Origin of the sequence: Bacillus sp. (in: firmicutes) (assembly GCF_031983925.1) — a bacterium.
GTDB classification, from domain to species: domain Bacteria; phylum Bacillota; class Bacilli; order Bacillales; family Bacillaceae_G; genus Bacillus_A; species Bacillus_A pacificus.
The window spans coordinates 46,517-63,398 of the sequence record NZ_DALYZR010000017.1 but is presented as its reverse complement, the minus strand read 5'-3'; the positions used below and the strand labels follow the sequence as shown (position 1 = coordinate 63,398).

At 36.2% G+C, this 16,882-nt stretch carries 18 protein-coding genes and 1 pseudogene; 4 read left to right on the top strand and 15 right to left on the bottom strand.

The annotated features are described in order from the left end of the window. From RTP99_RS25890 to RTP99_RS25840, 11 genes are all read right to left on the bottom strand, one after another. The coding region (locus RTP99_RS25890; protein WP_312368106.1) for a DNRLRE domain-containing protein at positions 1-1,330 on the bottom strand (1,330 nt) is incomplete at its 3' end. A 514-nt stretch (positions 1,331-1,844) separates the two neighbouring features. Further along, the gene (locus RTP99_RS25885; RefSeq protein WP_000027090.1) at positions 1,845-2,918 is read right to left on the bottom strand and encodes a sulfate/molybdate ABC transporter ATP-binding protein; all 1,074 of its coding nucleotides are present in this window, start codon (positions 2,916-2,918) and stop codon (positions 1,845-1,847) included. A gap of 11 nt (positions 2,919-2,929) precedes the next feature. Beyond that, a complete protein-coding gene (cysW, locus tag RTP99_RS25880) occupies positions 2,930-3,787 on the bottom strand; it encodes a sulfate ABC transporter permease subunit CysW (protein ID WP_000433821.1) in 858 nt (285 codons plus the stop codon). A gap of 11 nt (positions 3,788-3,798) precedes the next feature. Then, on the bottom strand, positions 3,799-4,626 hold the full coding sequence (cysT, locus tag RTP99_RS25875) for a sulfate ABC transporter permease subunit CysT (protein WP_001227874.1): 828 nt from the start codon (positions 4,624-4,626) through the stop codon (positions 3,799-3,801). A 21-nt stretch (positions 4,627-4,647) separates the two neighbouring features. Beyond that, positions 4,648-5,703: a sulfate ABC transporter substrate-binding protein gene (locus RTP99_RS25870; RefSeq protein WP_000815958.1), complete on the bottom strand. Its 1,056-nt coding sequence runs from the start codon at positions 5,701-5,703 to the stop codon at positions 4,648-4,650. Between the two features lie 211 nt (positions 5,704-5,914). After that, positions 5,915-6,940 carry an NEAT domain-containing protein gene (locus tag RTP99_RS25865; RefSeq protein ID WP_000592093.1) on the bottom strand — a complete coding sequence of 342 codons (1,026 nt, stop codon included), beginning with the start codon at positions 6,938-6,940 and terminating at the stop codon, positions 5,915-5,917. A 27-nt stretch (positions 6,941-6,967) separates the two neighbouring features. Beyond that, positions 6,968-7,219 (bottom strand): hypothetical protein, encoded by a 252-nt coding sequence (locus tag RTP99_RS25860; protein WP_000435470.1) that lies wholly within the window; start codon positions 7,217-7,219, stop codon positions 6,968-6,970. Between the two features lie 112 nt (positions 7,220-7,331). Continuing rightward, the gene (locus tag RTP99_RS25855) at positions 7,332-8,864 is read right to left on the bottom strand and encodes a fatty acid--CoA ligase family protein (protein ID WP_001055164.1); all 1,533 of its coding nucleotides are present in this window, start codon (positions 8,862-8,864) and stop codon (positions 7,332-7,334) included. Between the two features lie 161 nt (positions 8,865-9,025). Then, positions 9,026-9,454 (bottom strand): hypothetical protein, encoded by a 429-nt coding sequence (locus RTP99_RS25850; protein WP_000832624.1) that lies wholly within the window; start codon positions 9,452-9,454, stop codon positions 9,026-9,028. Between the two features lie 251 nt (positions 9,455-9,705). Then, the gene (gene lplA, locus RTP99_RS25845; RefSeq protein ID WP_000897256.1) at positions 9,706-10,695 is read right to left on the bottom strand and encodes a lipoate--protein ligase; all 990 of its coding nucleotides are present in this window, start codon (positions 10,693-10,695) and stop codon (positions 9,706-9,708) included. A 9-nt stretch (positions 10,696-10,704) separates the two neighbouring features. After that, entirely contained in the window at positions 10,705-11,439 is a 735-nt protein-coding gene (locus RTP99_RS25840; RefSeq protein WP_000784665.1) for an MBL fold metallo-hydrolase, read from the bottom strand. Between the two features lie 180 nt (positions 11,440-11,619). Here RTP99_RS25840 and yhfH point away from each other — a divergent pair, with 180 nt between their 5' ends. Further along, positions 11,620-11,748: a protein YhfH gene (yhfH, locus tag RTP99_RS25835; protein ID WP_000567010.1), complete on the top strand. Its 129-nt coding sequence runs from the start codon at positions 11,620-11,622 to the stop codon at positions 11,746-11,748. 38 nt (positions 11,749-11,786) lie between these two features. Here yhfH and RTP99_RS25830 read toward each other — a convergent pair whose 3' ends face one another. After that, the gene (locus tag RTP99_RS25830) at positions 11,787-12,800 is read right to left on the bottom strand and encodes a LacI family DNA-binding transcriptional regulator (RefSeq protein WP_000103718.1); all 1,014 of its coding nucleotides are present in this window, start codon (positions 12,798-12,800) and stop codon (positions 11,787-11,789) included. 197 nt (positions 12,801-12,997) lie between these two features. Here RTP99_RS25830 and RTP99_RS25825 point away from each other — a divergent pair, with 197 nt between their 5' ends. Together RTP99_RS25825 and RTP99_RS25820 are read left to right on the top strand one after the other, a co-directional pair. Next, complete coding sequence (locus RTP99_RS25825) at positions 12,998-13,939, top strand: helix-turn-helix transcriptional regulator (RefSeq protein ID WP_001082262.1); 942 nt, start codon at positions 12,998-13,000, stop codon at positions 13,937-13,939. An 84-nt stretch (positions 13,940-14,023) separates the two neighbouring features. Beyond that, positions 14,024-14,527, top strand: coding sequence for a DinB family protein (locus RTP99_RS25820; protein WP_000713028.1), 504 nt, complete (start codon positions 14,024-14,026; stop codon positions 14,525-14,527). 67 nt (positions 14,528-14,594) lie between these two features. Here RTP99_RS25820 and yknW read toward each other — a convergent pair whose 3' ends face one another. From yknW to RTP99_RS25805, 3 genes and pseudogenes are all read right to left on the bottom strand, one after another. Beyond that, on the bottom strand, positions 14,595-15,272 hold the full coding sequence (yknW, locus tag RTP99_RS25815; protein WP_001198369.1) for a YknW family membrane protein: 678 nt from the start codon (positions 15,270-15,272) through the stop codon (positions 14,595-14,597). A gap of 24 nt (positions 15,273-15,296) precedes the next feature. Next, entirely contained in the window at positions 15,297-15,599 is a 303-nt protein-coding gene (locus RTP99_RS25810) for a DUF2087 domain-containing protein (protein WP_000140259.1), read from the bottom strand. Beyond that, positions 15,592-15,828: pseudogene (locus RTP99_RS25805) on the bottom strand (hypothetical protein). Before RTP99_RS25805 ends, RTP99_RS25810 begins: the two are co-directional and overlap by 8 nt. Positions 15,829-16,148: 320 nt before the next feature. Here RTP99_RS25805 and RTP99_RS25800 point away from each other — a divergent pair. Continuing rightward, a complete protein-coding gene (locus RTP99_RS25800; RefSeq protein ID WP_312368091.1) occupies positions 16,149-16,868 on the top strand; it encodes a hypothetical protein in 720 nt (239 codons plus the stop codon). Positions 16,869-16,882 lie beyond the last annotated feature (14 nt).

Below are 16,882 nucleotides of genomic sequence, written 5' to 3'. Positions count from 1 at the left end.
CTACCCATGCTTTCACTGTATTCGTTACATTGAACTGGGCCCATTTTCCGCGTCCGACATCAGTTTGTGCAATGTTATTAGAACCTGGTTTATTATTCCAGTTCACACCACCAACATTCCATCCACCTGTTACTTCATCTAACCAAACACCATTCGGTTGATTTCCATAATAATGCCAAACTGCATAGGCATGGAATGTTGCACCTTCAATCTTTGCACCTTTTAAATCTGAAACATTCGGTTTAATAAATGCAAAGTTTGTTCCAGATGAGCCATCATAATACCCAACTTTTAACGTGTAAGCATTTTGACCTGAATCCCACAGTTTTCCTCCTGAATAATTGACAGTTGGATAGGCACTTGCAGCGTATGCATTTTCAAAGTTACCTAGTTCAACAGAAGGATCTACATATACTGGATATTTTCGCTCTGGTGCCTGTAACCACTGCGGGTCTGCAGTAACAGTTAATGTATATGTTTTTTCATCTGTTTTCTCAATAGTGTAACGAACCGCATCTGACGTTACAGCCTCACCTGATTGTTGATCCACATTTGAATCATTCATATACGGTTTCGGTAATGTGAATACTTTTTCTTTTTTCTCATTTTGGAAGTCGATTGAACCATCTTCCTGTAAGCTCGGTGTTAAATCTGTTTCTAATGCAAACGTAAAAATATGATGTCCTGTATATTCACGTAAGACAAAATCTTCTTTTACATTTTCGTTAAACGTCGTGCTCTTTAAATCAACATTTGGGAAGATCCCTTTATACCATACTGTATTATTTTCATGTGTCGCAGTGACCGGTGATGGCTTCACTTCACCTTTTTCACCATTTGCACTCATTAATTTGTACTTAATGGTATGATCTTTTACTTTAAATTGAACGTACTTTCCATCTTGTGTTGTTTTCTCGAACTCTGGTTCTAATGTTGTATTTTCCGTTACAATTTTTGCGTTAGGTGCTTCTACTAATTTCGGTGAAACCTCTTCTAACTTTCCATTCTTTTCAATATGAATCGGTTCCGTATATACCTTTTTCGTATACGTACCATCATTATTATCGAAAACTTTCTCTGTTTCCGTTCTTTCTTCTACAATCTCAGTCGGACTCGCCTGTGCTTTAGTCTTATCCTTCTTTAATTGATCTGGATGTGGATCTGGTAATTCCTTTTCTTCTTTCTTTTCCACTTCCGGACTTTGTTCTGAATTTGGAGATGGTGTAAACGGTGGTGCCGTTTCCGCCAATCCATTGAGTGGTATGGAGGTAACAATTAATGCAACTACGATAAGTTGGATTAAATACCTATACCATTTCTTTGCTCCCATAAACTCACCTCGCTGAAATATTTTTAACATATATAATGTTACATATCACAATGTAAACAAATGAAATAGTAAAGTAAATATCGTTTTAAAGTTTTGAAGATTTTGTGCACAAAATCCGACAATTTAACAACAATTTTATAAATATTATGACAGATATCTATTTTTATTATATAATTTAAGATTAACAATAATAGATGCGATTATTGTTTGCTAGCGACATGATATAAATATCATTCAACTAACCTTTTATTTTCACTTTCAATTTTGTTCTAATATTCAATGAAGCTAATATACTGAGCTTCATATTCCTGGTGTAAATGTGCCTCCCTTAACTGTAATACCTTTATTTATAGAAGGTAATAAGAATATATTCCTTAATAACTGTTTGAACACGCCCCCACGCCTTGTTATATTTCATATGTGAAAAAGTTATCACTACAAATAAAAGAGGAAGTCTCCTAAAACATATTTTAGGAGACTTCCTCTTATTAATAGATTGCTGATTTTAACTCTCTTAAATTACAAAATCCTCCGGAATAAACACTTTCACTTCTTTCGGCTGTACGTATACAACATCACCCGCTTGAATGCTTAGCTGTCTAAACTGTTCTTTACTAATTTCTGCTTCTAAATACTCATCTGTTCCGTCTCGTTTTAATTCTACATATACGACAGGTCCAACTGCGTGAGAATATGATACTTTCGCTGGGATTGCATCTACGCTTTGTTTTGTACGAGAGATAGATAAGTGATGTGGCCTTACGTAAGCTACTCCGTCTACATTTGAAATGTGCTTATGCTCTGGTGCTTCTAGTTCCACCGATCCTACATTTAGCTTACCTTTATGGACGCGGCCGTGAAATAAATTTACATTTCCTAAAAAGTCGTACACGAACGGACTTGCTGGGTTTTCATATACTTCCTCCGGTGTTCCCATTTGTTCAATGCGCCCTTCATTCATTACAACGATGCGGTCCGCAACGTCTAGTGCTTCTTCTTGATCATGTGTTACGAATACGCTCGTAATTTGAAATTCGTCGTGTAGTTTCCGGAGCCATCTTCGTAATTCTTTTCTCACTTTTGCATCAAGGGCACCGAACGGCTCATCTAGTAATAAAATTTTCGGTTCGACTGCAAGTGCTCGAGCTAGTGCGATACGCTGTCGTTGTCCGCCAGATAGTTGCGCTGGGTAACGCTTAGCAAAGCCATCCATTTTTACAAGCTTTAATAATTCTGTTACTTTTTCTTCTATCGCTTCTGCTGAAGGTCTTAAGCTTTTCTTTCTTACTTTTAAACCGAAAGCGACATTTTCAAATACATTCATATGTTTAAAAAGCGCATAGTGTTGGAAGACGAAACCGACTTGCCGATTTTTTACGTGAATGTCTGTTAGATCTTCCCCTTCAAATGAAATAGAGCCTTCATCCGCTTCTTCTAATCCTGCAATAATTCGTAATAACGTCGTTTTTCCAGAACCTGACGGGCCTAATAAGGCGACAAGTTCACCCTTTGGGATATCCAAATGAATGTCTGTCAACGCTTGAAATGTACCATATTGTTTTGATACACCTTGAATTTGAATACTCACCGTAATCCCCCTTATTGTCGTTTTTCCATTCGCCATTCGATCCAGTTTTTTATAACAAGCGTAAATACCGCGATTAATGACATTAACGTCGCTACTGCAAACGCTGCTGAAAATTGATATTCATTGTACAAAATTTCAATATGAAGCGGCATCGTATTCGTAATGCCACGCACGTGACCTGATACAACAGAAACGGCTCCAAACTCACCGATAGCACGGGCATTACATAAAATCATGCCGTATAAAAGGCCCCATTTTATATTTGGAAGCGTAACGCGCCAAAACATTTTCCAGCCACTTGCGCCAAGTGATAAAGCTGCCTCCTCTTCACTTTTCCCTTGCGCCTGCATAATCGGAATTAATTCACGTGCAACGAACGGGAAAGTTACAAAGATTGTTGCGATAATAATGCCAGGTACAGAGAAGATAAGTTTCACTCCATGTTCGAGTAACCATTCACCAAGAGCCCCCCTCGGTGTGAAGAGTAAAACGAACACTAATCCTGCGATAACTGGTGACACGGCAAACGGCAGTTCAATAAGAGATAATAATACCTGTTTCCCCTTAAACTGAAACTTTGTAATAAGCCATGCCGCTGCAATTCCGAATACCGTATTCAGTGGTACAACGATTAACGCAACGAGAAGCGTTAACCTAATTGCTGAAAATGCTTCTTGATCAGTGATAGCAGCAAAGTATACATCAAATCCTTTTTCAAAAGCTTTCAAAAAAATTGTTACGAGCGGGAGCAATAGAAAGAGAGATAAAAATAAAACTGTAATCGCAATTAATATGCTTGGTACAAGTTTAGATTCTTTTTTAGCTGACACTTTTTTTATTATTTTCTTTTCTAATAATGTTGGCTCCATTTTCTCTCCTCCTATTCACTTTTTAATTCATGCCTTCTACTCCAGCTTTGAATCATGTTAATAAAAAGAAGGAACAGGAGAGAAATAATAAGCATCACGGTCGCCACAGCTGTTGCACCTGCGTAATCATATTGTTCGAGTTTCGTCATAATCATAAGCGGTGCGATTTCTGTTTTGATCGGCATATTCCCTGCGATGAAAACGACAGATCCGTATTCTCCTAATGCCCGTGCAAATGCGAGTGAAAAGCCAGCAAGTAAAGCTGGGAATATTTCTGGCAAAATGATTTTCACAAATATTTGGAAGCGTGACGCCCCTAAACTAGAAGCCGCCTCTTCTACTTCTTTATCAATATTTTGAAGTACTGGTTGCACCATTCGAACGACAAACGGTAACCCAATAAACGTAAGTGCAACAATAATTCCGAGCGGCGTAAAAGCTACTTTTATATGAAACATACTAAATATTTTCCCCACCCAGCCATTTTCGGCATATAGCGTTGTCAGTGTAATACCAGCTACAGCAGTCGGAAGAGCGAAAGGTAAATCTATTAATCCATCTAACAATCGTTTCCCTGGAAATGTATAACGAACGAGTACCCAAGCAATTAATAAGCCAAAAATGGCATTTACAACCGCTGCTGCAAGTGAAGTCGTTAAACTCACTTGATAAGAATGCAGCACACGCTCGCTCGTTACAACTTCAGCAAATTTCTTCCAACCTAACTGTGAAGTTTGAATAAATACGATAGAAAGTGGTATAAGTACGAATAAACTCATATATAGCATTGTAAATCCAAGAGATAATCCAAACCCCGGTAAAACACGTTTTTTCCTCATCTTCTTTCACCTCATCCCCCCTTATTTTTTATAAATTTGATCGAATACACCGCCATCATTAAAATGTTTTTCCTGCGCTTTTTTCCAACCGCCAAATAGTTCATCTACTGTAAATAATTGAACTTTTGGAAATTGAGATGCATATTTTTCTGCTACCTTTTCGTTACGAGGGCGATAGAAGTTTTTCGCTGCAATTTCTTGCCCCTTTTCTGAATACAAATATTCAAGATATCCTTCTGCCACTTTTCTCGTTCCTTTTTTATCAACTACTTTATCCACAACAGCTACTGGTGGTTCCGCTAGTATACTAATTGGAGGTGTTACAATTTCAAATTTATCTTTTCCGAGCTCTTTTTGTGATAGTAATGCTTCATTTTCCCACGCGATTAATACGTCACCAATTCCTTTTTCAACGAAAGTTGTCGTTGCTCCGCGTGCCCCTGAATCTAGTACTTCCACGTTTTTATAAATTTGACCGACAAACTCTTTCGCTTTATCTTCACTATTGTTATATTTTTCCAGCGCATATCCCCATGCCCCTAAATAGTTCCAACGTGCTCCGCCTGATGTTTTCGGATTAGGCGTAATGACAGACACACCTTTTTTCGTTAAATCATCCCAATCTTTAATTCCTTTCGGGTTTCCTTTTCGTACAAGAAATACAATTGTTGATGTGTACGGAGTGGAATTATCCGCAAGTCGCTTCTGCCAATCTTCTGCTAGTTGTTTCTTCTTGCTAATCGCATCAATATCATAAGCTAGCGCTAGCGTAACAACGTCTGCTTCTAAGCCATCAATAACAGAACGCGCCTGACTTCCAGATCCTCCGTGCGATTGTTTTACATTTACTGTTTGCCCATGCTTCTCTTTCCAGTACTTCGCAAAATCTTTATTAAAATCTTGATATAACTCACGTGTTGGATCATAGGAAACATTTAAAAGTTCGACTGGTTTTTTGTCTCCACTTCCTTCAGAATTACTAGTGGATGTTGCTGAACCACACCCTGATAAAAGTACAACTGCTGATAATAAAACACCTGTACTTTTCATAAACGCTGTCTTCCCCCACTGTTTCATCGTTAAATCCCCCTTAGTTTATACAATAGAAAAAGGCACACAATATATTCACAAACGTGAACATTGTGCGCCTTCAGTTTATCTGATTAGCTTCTAATGTATTCGATTTCTTTTCATTTTAATTCTGTAATTCGCATGTGTCAACTTGGAATTTGTTTTTTTAATAACGAAAAGTCAGTGAGGATTTTCCCTCACTGACTTTTCGTTCACTTTATTTCTTCAACTTATCCGCCTTCGCAATAAATTGTGCTGCTTCCGCACGGCTTACCGCTTTATCTGGAGCCCAGCCATTATCTGTTCCAATTGAAATGTTTTCTTGGATTAAAATATTGGCATACTTCGCACCCCAATGATTGTTTAAGTCAGCAAATTCTTTCGGTAGTTTTATATTTTCATTTCTTTCTAATTTATATGCATTTACTAGCATAGAAGCCATTGATGCACGGTTAATTAACCCGCTCGGATTAAAGTTCCCCCTCTCATCACCTTTTACAATACCTGCTTTTTCAACAGCAGCGATATACGGCGTTGCCCAGTGATTTTGTGCATCAGGAAATGATGGCTTTGCATCTTTCTTAATTTCTAATCCTAAAACAGTTGCTAATATTTTTGCAGCGGAACTACGATCGATATTTTCAGCCGGTGCAAATGTACCATCTGGCTTACCGTGCACTGCTTCTTTATCTACTAAATATTGAACTGATTCTTGTGCCCATGCTGGTACATCTGAGAATTTAGATTCCTTTTTTATTGTACTTCCATCTACTTCAAATTGTACTTGGAAGTGATGATCATATTGCATTGCTGGAATCACGATATGTAATTTCATATTATATTTCTTTGAAAAGTCACCCAGCTCAAATTGAACAACTTTCGTACCGTTATTCGCTGCGCTTTCCGAGATTACTTTCACATCCTGGTACGTTCCTAATTGATTCGGATTTTCTACTTTGAACTCTTTAAAATAATTACTATCTGTCGCTGTTAATGTAACAATTTTTTTATTACCTTGAATCGTTACTTTTGCATCTTTTAAATATTTTGAAGCGATTGATGCTTCATTTGTTTTATCTTTATATGCTTTAAATACAACGTCATACGTGCCATCTGTTAGTCTACTATTTGCTTTCATTTCAACCGCTGCTTCAGCTTTCGCGATTGGTGCCATAATACCGCTAAATGGAACTACTAACGTTGCTGCTATAACGAATGCATTTACATGTTTTTTCTTAATCATTATCAATGTCAAATAAAAATAATAATATTATTTCCTACATAAGTACGCCTTCCGCTCGTTATTAAAAAGTAAATAATGTGCCGTATGAACTTTCCTCTCTAAATAATCAATAGAATACGAGCTTGATGGATCCACTAAATCACCTATCGCTCCTGAAAGATGATCAATGACTTGCTGCAAAATCTCTAAGTTTTTCTTCTCACTTTCAGCATTCATTTCATCCATAATGTCACAAATAAGATACTGCACTCGCCGTAAACGTAATTCCTTCTGTTCCACTTATATCTCCTCCTTATTAGTCATATTACGGTTTAAATATATGGCACCATAGCTTAACCAATGCTAAAAAGTAGAAAGGCAACCATCTTCATAAAGATGGTTGCCCCTATTTTTAAACTTGCATCGCTTTTTCTCTCAAAGCTCTTCTCAGCAATTTACCTGTCGTATTCTTCGGCAATTCTGTTAAAAATTCAATACTCTTTGGCACTTTATATTTCGCTAAATGTAACGCACAGTAATGCATCAGTTCTTCTTCTGTTACGTTCGTTTGTTTCAGAACGACGTAAGCTCGCACTGCTTCTCCTAAGTTTTCATCAGGAACGCCGATTACGACCACTTCTGCTACAGACTCGTGTGTATACAATACTTCCTCTACTTCACGAGGGTATACGTTATAACCGCCAACTAGGACGATATCTTTTTTACGATCAACGATATAGAAGTAACCTTCTTCATCCATCTTCGCTAAGTCTCCTGTATACAACCAGCCGTCCTTTAATGTCGCAGCTGTATCTTCTGGCGCGTTATAATATCCCTTCATAACGTTAGGTCCGCGAACAATTAATTCACCAACTGCTCCAACAGGTACTTCTTCCCCAAGTTCATTTACAATTTTATTTTCTACATGCCAAATATTTGTACCGATCGATCCTGGTTTACGCGGACGATCAAGCGGATTAAAACAAGTAACTGGTGATGCTTCTGATAAACCGTATCCTTCTGAAACGATAACGTCAAAACGTTTTTCAAAGTTTTGCAGAAGAGCAACTGGCATTGAAGCACCACCTGAAATACAAAGGCGAAGTGTCTTCACATCTTCCGCGCTCGCTTCTTCGAATAAATATAAATAATTGTACATCGTCGGTACACCAGCAAAAATCGTCGGTTCGTACGTACGACAAATACGGAATACTTCTTTCGGGCTAAATTTCGGTAACATTAAAATCGTTGCTCCGTTCACAATCGGTGCATTTACCGCCACCGTTAAACAAAATACGTGGAACATCGGCAGTGCCGCAACGACGCGATCATCAGCCGTATATTGTAAATACGACGCCACATCGCTCGCATTACTATATAAATTTTTATGAGTTAACATAGCGCCTTTCGGTTTTCCAGTCGTGCCTGAAGTGTATAGAATAACCGCTACATCTTCTTCATCTAGCTCTGGGCCTTCGTAAGTTAAATCTCCAGCCCCTATCATTCTAGTAAACGTTTTCATTTTTTCGGTTTCTGTATGGTTAAAATCTGATGAGGTTTCGCATATGATGATGTTTTCTAATGAAGGAAGTCTTGTTGTAAGAGATTGTATAACAGGTAGAAGGACGTCGAGTACGATGATTGTTTTTACATCTCCATTTTGTAAAATGTAATGCATTTCGTCTGCTGTATAAATTGGATTAACTGGAATAACAGTTGCTCCCGCTTTCATTGTTCCGTATAAACCGACCAAAAAATGTGGTGAATTCCCAACAACTAATGCAACATTGTCCCCTTTTCCAATGCCCATTTCTGCTAAATTGCTAGAAAACCTTGTGACCATTTTGTTTAATTGGTCATATGAGACCGACTGATCCATAAATATATAAGCCGGTTTATCCCCCTTCTTTTTCGCCGTTTCAGCCAAAGATTGAACGAGATTCACACAAACCCCACCTTTATAAAATTTAGAATATTTAAAAATTCTAAATTAATTATATTAAAAGAAAATTAAAGTGGCAAGTGTTATTCCATTAACTGCATATAGACAGATCACTTTCTCTTCATTTACTTTGGAAGGATAAGGGAATTTTGTTTGCAAGTAATTTATGAAACTAGACCAGAAATCATTTTAGGATAATATGCACTCATCTTTTCTCTCAGCATTGCAAGTTCTTGTTTATTTAAACTCGTATACTCCCCGTACAAGTTAAGAACGTCCGCTCCATCTTCATGAAAATACACCGTAACATATAATGTTGGTAACCCTGCATTGTCTTCATCTATTGAAAAGACGACATCTGGTGTCTTATTAACAGTGCTGAATGTTTCATTTCTTTTCCACTTCTTATTTTGAAACATGTCTTGTATTTCCTGTATCTTTCGTCTGTTATCTGTATGCGTAAAATATATAACATTATCTTTCGCTGGCTTTCCAATAGATAAAAGTGTGCGACTTTGGGACGTTTCATCGTTACAAGCTGTCATTCCGATGACAAAGCTGAGCAATAATACAACGTACATTACCCTCTTCATTTCAATCCGCCTCCTTTTAAATATATATATTCCTTTATAAGGGGCAAATGTCTTGTGATTTTATGGTATATGAAATTATATCGGCGATTTTTCACATATATCAGCGCAACTCAATTTATATCAGCGATTTTCCAAATATATCGACCGCAACTCGAAATATATCAGCGATTTTTAAAATATATCGACTTACCGACAAAACGCGACAATCTACGCAAAAAAAAAAGGCTGCTCGTTGGCAGCCCCCCTTATTTTTAGAAGAATAAATGTAAGAAATCTTCTGTTGTAATATTACCGAAATAGCGTTTAATATCTACGCCTTCTAAAGCTACAGTAAATGCATCTTTATCAAATTGTACCCCTGTTAGACGCTCTTCAATATCATGCACATCTAATGAACCGAAGAAGTCACCGTAAATTTTACATTCTGTTACTGTTCCTTTTTTCACTTCCAGACGAACATCAACTTGTCCAACTGGGAAGCGGTGTGAATGTTGTAAGTTGAACTTCGGAGATTTTCCGTAGTTCCAATCCCAATTTTGGTAACGCTCTTCAGAAAGTTTATGGATTTCTTTCCAATCTTCTTCTGTTAATTCATACGTTGGAATTTCTGTTTCTCCTTCGAAAATTGTTTCTAGAAGAAGTTGTCTAAATTCTTCTGTCGTCATTTCTTCGTTTAGGAACTCTGTAATATTCGCAACGCGGCTACGGATTGATTTAATGCCTTTTGATTGGATTTTATCCATTTTTACTTTTAACGCTGATACGACGTGATCGATTTCAGAGTCAAATAGTAACGTACCGTGACTGAACATACGACCTTTCGTTGAGAACTGCGCGTTACCTGAAATTTTTCTACCTTCAGCTAAAATGTCGTTACGACCACTTAGTTCTGCATTTACACCTAATTTACCAAGTGCTTTCGTTACAGGCTCTGTGAATTTTTTGAAGTTGCTGAAACTGTCCCCATCATCTTTCGTAATAAAACTGAAGTTTAAGTTTCCTAAATCATGATATACTGCGCCTCCGCCTGATAGACGACGAACGACATGAATCCCTTTTTCTTTTACGTAATCAGCATTAATTTCTTCTACTGTGTTTTGGTTTTTACCAATGATAATAGAAGGTTCGTTAATGTAGAACAGTAAATACGTTTCGTTAATATCTAAATTCTTCACACAATATTCTTCAATTGCTAAGTTTATTCTAGGATCTGTAATTCCTTTATTATCAATAAATAACATCGTATCACCTCATGAGTTCCATACGTAGCCACTATGCGCTAACGTAATATGGCCACTGAAAATTTGTTTTGCTTCTGTTACTAAATCAGCTGGATTGCCTGTATGCGGTAAGTGCGTTAATAAAAGTTCTTTTACATTCGCATCTTTCGCAATACTTGCTACTTCTGTACTATTCATATGCCCTGCTTTTGCAGCCTCTTGATGTGCATACATATTACACTCACAAATGAAAAGATCAGCATCTTTCGTGAATGGAATAAATTCAGGAATATAACTGGAATCTGCGCTATATACTACAGCGTCATTACCTGCTGTAATACGCATCGCAAAGCATGTAACAGGATGAACAGTTTTTAAGAATGAGATCGAGAACGGTCCAACTTGAAGTGTTTCTTCTGGATTGTACGCGATTCCTTTCGTATGCGGTTCATGTGTTAAAGAATGAAATCCATTCTCGTCAAACGTATGACCGTATATTAGTAATTCCGGTAGTTGCCTTTTTGTCGCACTCGTAATTAATCTCGCATATTGCAATACCCCAATATCTGCAACATGATCGTGATGGTAGTGCGAAAGTACAACTGCATCTATATCAGATGGCGTTATATATTTTTGAAGCTGTGCTAGTACACCACTACCACAGTCTACAAGTAAACGAAAACCATCGTGTTCAAACAAATACCCCGACGTTGCTTCTCCCGCTTCTGGAAAGCCGCCCCAAAAGCCGACAACAGTCATTTTCATATGTATCCATCCTTTCTAAAACCGAGTAGAAATGCATGTTTTACTTACATCCTACATTGTTAACTATAATCCATTTCCTAAACTTTTTCATTAATTTTCAATTTTGTTATAAAACAGTTGTTGACTTTTGTTTTTTGTACTAATACAATGATAGTAAGAAATGGAAATGGAGGGATTGACATGATCGATCAACCAATGGAGTTTTTCAGAAATTTACCGACGAAAACTTGTGCGCACTGCGGGAAAGAAATTGATGAGCAGCACGAAGCATACCATAACAAATGTGATGACTGCGTTCACGAAGAATAGTAGTTTGTGAACATAAAAAACCTAGCAGACATAGTCTACTAGGCTAATAACATCGTATCCTTCATCGTTGAACCTTTCACCAAGAGCTCCAGTTCAAACTCATACAATTCTTTTTTTCGATAATTTTTCGTATGGATTTTATCCATCATCAGGTCGACAACTTTTCGGGCCATCTCATCGATTGGCTGTTCAATTGTCGTAATACCTGGCTCTGTAATCTGTGATAAAATTTGATTATCAAAACCGATAACAGCGAGATCATCTGGAATACTCCAGTCATGGCGCTTCGCCTCTGAGATAATTCCAGCTGCTACCTCATCGCCTCCTGCCAAAATCGCGGTAGGATTTTTTTTGTCCTTTAATACTTCATGGAATATTCGTTTTCCATCTTCCCAAGAGAAAGCGTTTTCAAGAAAATCAATCGCTTCTACTTGGCGGCTCTTCTCCGTTATGGCACGTAAAAAGCCCATTTTTCGCTGTTGACTAACGACTTTGGTTTCGTTTCCACGGCAAAAAATAAGATTACGATATCCTTGTTCTAACACATGCTTAGCAGCTATGTATGCTCCTTGCGCATGATCAAACTTCACTGTTGGAATATTTGCTTCCTCAATATATTCATTACATAACACGATTGGACCGTGTTGTAAGTATGGCTCTACATCTTCCCACGGATTTTCTAGTGAACATAGAATAATCCCATCTACTTGCTTCGTAGATAATAATTGTAAATACTCCATCTCTTTTTCCGGTAAATATCTTGTTTGACAAATAATCAGTTTATATTTATGCTCAGAAGCAGCAATCTCGATTGCTTCAATAAATCTACTGAAGAAAGGATTTGTAATCCTTGGAACTAGCACCGCAATTGTTTCTGTTTTTTGTTTACGAAGCCTTCTCGCCGCAGAATTAGGAACGAAGCCTAAATGCTTCATTGCTAATTGAACCCTTTTTTTCTTCTCATCTGAAACATATGGATGATTATTAATCACCCTAGAAACCGTTGTCCTTGATAACCCCGCTAATTTCGCCACGTCCTCTATAGTCGACACGAAATTCTCCCCCTTTGCATGAAAACGTTTTCTTAAATTGATTATATAGTATATTATTGGAAACTGCAATACGGCTTCTTATGATTTTACTATATTAATATTATACATAGGGAAAAGTATGTTAAGGGGAGGGGAAAACATACTGCTTTTAGAAGTTTATAGTAAACATATTTATAAAAATTTGAAGGTGATATTTCATGAATCGGACAGATCGTTTATTAGCCATATTAATTGAATTACAAAGAAGACAAACTGTTACAGCAAAAAGCTTAGCTGAAAAATTCGAAACAAGTATAAGAACGATTTATCGAGACATGGATGCACTTAGTGAATGTGGCGTCCCACTTTTCGCTATGCCCGGCCACGGTTATTCATTAATGGATGGTTATTTCTTGCCCCCCATTCAGCTTACGCCTGAAGAGGCTGTTACTCTTTTACTAGGCGGTGATTATATCGAGAAAACTTTTACTTCTTCTTTTTCTGTACATGCACGATCAGCAAAAGAGAAACTTGAAATTGTTCTCCCTGCTGATCAACAAAAGAAAGCCCAGGAATTACGAGAAACTTTTCGTTTCCTTTCTCCTATATTTTCACATCAGCAATCTGAACAAGAAAAACTAGAAAATCACCTTCTTCTATTGCAAGAATCTATTCAAAAAGAACAAGCTATCTCTTTTTCTTATCGGAAACCGAGAGAAACTACAAAAATAAAGCGGACCGTTCATCCTTACGGCTTAGTCAATATTTCAGGGATTTGGTACATCGTTGCCTACTGTTTACTTAGAAAACAAATACGTAATTTCCGCTTAGATCGAATGGAGAAATTACAGCAAGAACAAGAATTCTTTACAAAACCCGAAGACTTTTCTTTGCAAGAATATCAGCCTGAAAGCAACCGTACTGTGATGATTCATTTATTATTCCCCTCCCATATTGCACATAAAATTATTGAATCACGATATTTTTTTATAGATTCATATGAACATAGAGATAACTATTTTCACGTCTTTTTGAAATCTAGAAACATAGATGAAGTGTTTCAATGGGTATTGAGCTGGGGAAGCCAAGTGCACGTACTTGAGCCAAAAATTCTTTCTGAAAAAATTCGTGATGAAGCAAAAAAAATGTTAAAACTTTAATTTCACTACTGACATAATGTTGTCAGTAGCCATCCTTTATATTAGGTAGTAACAAATATATTTTCATAAAAAGGAGTTAACGCTATGAAGAAATTTGAAGAATTAGCTACGTATTACATGGAGGAATTAGAAAAATATTCGATAGAACAATTTAGGATCAAACCTTCTGCTGAGGAATGGTCCCTCGGTCAAATGTATAATCATTTAATTACCTCTACATATATGCAGTTAGATGCAATCACGAAATGCAGAACTGAATTACCTTCTGTAACTAACAAGAAAACAGATATGGGAGAAAAGGTATATATGATGGGGGCTTTCCCAGACATAAAAATCAAATTACCAGATCATCCTGGATATACGCCTGAAAACCCAGCTAATAAAGAAGACGTACAGAAACAGCTTCTAGAATTAATTACAGTTGTTAAAGACATTGAGCCAACACTTTCTTCTATCCCTAGGGATTGTAAAGTCGAACATCCTGGGCTTGGTTACTTACATGCAGCAGAATGGTTTCAACTTATTTCTATGCATTTTGCACATCATCTTCGTCAGAAAGAAAGATTGGAGACAAAAATTTTAGTGTGAACAATGAAAAAAAGGTGGATTGGATATATCCAATCCACCTTTTATAGTTCTGCTTCTCATAATACCTTTATGGATTAGATATTTCCTGCATAAATCCAGCCATACTTGCTAATAAACTAGTAAAAATGAAAAGTACAATAATAAGAGGAATAAGTTTATCCTTATTTAAATTCGTAATCGTTTTTAAACCTATGCCTAATAAAATGTAATACCAAATATTAAATATATCTATTCTTTGAGCGATTGTATGTAAAACCATATTATCCGTTGCTATCGCGCCTAAACTTGTATAAGATATCTCATACCCACTTAGAGACAGTGCAATTAATCCGTTTAAAATCATCCCTAATCGCAATACAAATGAAGCATAAATAATTATCGGGAATGTTTGCTTATAGTTAATGTCAACCCCGAAAAAAATCATAATATTTTTATAGAATATAGGCGCAAAAAATAAAGCTACGATTCCACTGACTGTAGAAATCCCAAATGTGGTAAAGAAAGTTATGTATTTTGGTACAGTAAATCCCGTTTTATCATGAAACATACTAAGCGCAGGATTATTTAAAGCATTCCAAGACATTAAAGCACTTGAAATAATAATAAGAACCATTAAAAGAGCGAGTGGTAAAAATATATTTCTTTGATTCTTCATCCTTTTGAATTGCAGTGTTGGTGAAGTAAACATCCCCAAAATTGATGGTTTCCCTGAAATCTCTTCATGTATAAGACTACTAACTTGCAAGAAAATCCCCCTTCCTCATTACATCTATAACTCCTCCCACTTCGTCCAAACTTCTCTTTCATTTATACGATACATATTATCCTCGCGATCCATAAACCCCTGCACAATAAACTCGCGTCTAATCGTACAAAAATCGTCATGATATTGTTTGATGAATGCATTGATTTCTTTTTCCGTATACTGATTTTCAACGTTTAATTTGCTAATTAAATACTCTAACAATACTAGTTTTTTCTTCTTTTGACCTGGAATCGATTTTAGACGGTCCTCTTTATCAAAAAAGTTACGAATGGTCGTATCCCTGAATTTTATTTCACTTTCAGTCATTTTGTTGTCCTCCATCGATTTTTTCTTTATCATTTTTATTGATTTTTTTACTTAAAAAGTAAATAAAGTACTAACCACCCATTAACACATAGTAGAACGTAAGTATTCCAAATGCATCTCTCATACTTGTATATACTTCTTTATCAAACAATATAGGTGAAAGGGCATAAACAAGAAAAATAATTAGCGGATTTATAATTAAATAAGAAATATGTTTTCTTTTCATCATATCCCCCCTCTACTCTATGTTTCTCTATAAATTGTTGTAATTCCTATCCTTTTATTTAGCCTACACATGAAATATGGTGAAATTAAGAAAAAAAAGGGATATAAAACAACCATTACATTATGAAGAAAATATTTTATCCACTTTAAATACAGTTGTACACCTTTCTTACAACTGTATTTCTTTTTCATTTTTACTCCTCTCATCTACACTTCTCTTAATTTATTTATTACTTTTACGTCTGCAACTTTTTATTCAAATTAATAAATTCAATATGGTAAATTATGTTATAATTTAATTATACATACTTTGGAGGGGAAATAGTGAAAAAAGCTATTATCGTATTAAGCATCCTATATCTTATTTTAACCGTACATACAGGAGCTGTTCTTTTAGGAAAAGAGGATTATAAAGGGACTATCAATACATTAAAGAAAACAAAGGAAACCGCTTCCTTCCAATCTGCAAAAGACGGTGTGATTTTATTAAAAGGAACATTAACTACCGCGCAACCTATTACAGAGGAAAAACTTCAAAATAAAGAATTCGCACTCCTTGAAATTAATACATATAAACGACGAAAAGCAAATTGGATAAACATTAATACTGAGCAGCATATTGCAAAGCAACTCTTACTAAACAATGAGACTCTTCCTACCTTAAAAGAAATCCGTTTCTCAATGGAACCAATTACACTGTCAGGCAAAGATATTTCTGCCGAAGACTATTCACTAAAAAAGAATGATACCCAATTAACAATTAAAGGTAAAGGATACCGATACACCGGAATAGAAAACAAATCAGACGTTCTTATTTTTGGCATAAAAAAAGGAGATACACTTGAAGGTTATAGTGGCTCTGAAATTCTAATAGGAAAAACAAAAGAGGACATTGCCAGCAACATGAAACTATATACTTTTGCTGAAAAATATGGTCCATTTGTTTGGATTGTAGCTACAATTATTCTTATAAGTATTGCTATATGCTTCTTCCGTAAAAATAGAAAAACAAATGAAATTTCTCAGCCAATAAAACAAAACTAATAAAAAAAGCACCA

Coding starts and splice junctions, on each gene's coding strand:
- cysW (WP_000433821.1), bottom strand. CDS start 3,787: ATGGAGCCAACATTATTAGAAAAGAAAATAATAAAAAAAGTGTCAGCT.
- cysT (WP_001227874.1), bottom strand. CDS start 4,626: ATGAGGAAAAAACGTGTTTTACCGGGGTTTGGATTATCTCTTGGATTT.
- RTP99_RS25870 (WP_000815958.1), bottom strand. CDS start 5,703: ATGAAACAGTGGGGGAAGACAGCGTTTATGAAAAGTACAGGTGTTTTA.
- RTP99_RS25865 (WP_000592093.1), bottom strand. CDS start 6,940: ATGATTAAGAAAAAACATGTAAATGCATTCGTTATAGCAGCAACGTTA.
- RTP99_RS25850 (WP_000832624.1), bottom strand. CDS start 9,454: ATGAAGAGGGTAATGTACGTTGTATTATTGCTCAGCTTTGTCATCGGA.
- lplA (WP_000897256.1), bottom strand. CDS start 10,695: ATGTTATTTATTGATAATAAAGGAATTACAGATCCTAGAATAAACTTA.
- RTP99_RS25840 (WP_000784665.1), bottom strand. CDS start 11,439: ATGAAAATGACTGTTGTCGGCTTTTGGGGCGGCTTTCCAGAAGCGGGA.
- yhfH (WP_000567010.1), top strand. CDS start 11,620: ATGATCGATCAACCAATGGAGTTTTTCAGAAATTTACCGACGAAAACT.
- RTP99_RS25825 (WP_001082262.1), top strand. CDS start 12,998: ATGAATCGGACAGATCGTTTATTAGCCATATTAATTGAATTACAAAGA.
- RTP99_RS25820 (WP_000713028.1), top strand. CDS start 14,024: ATGAAGAAATTTGAAGAATTAGCTACGTATTACATGGAGGAATTAGAA.
- RTP99_RS25810 (WP_000140259.1), bottom strand. CDS start 15,599: ATGACTGAAAGTGAAATAAAATTCAGGGATACGACCATTCGTAACTTT.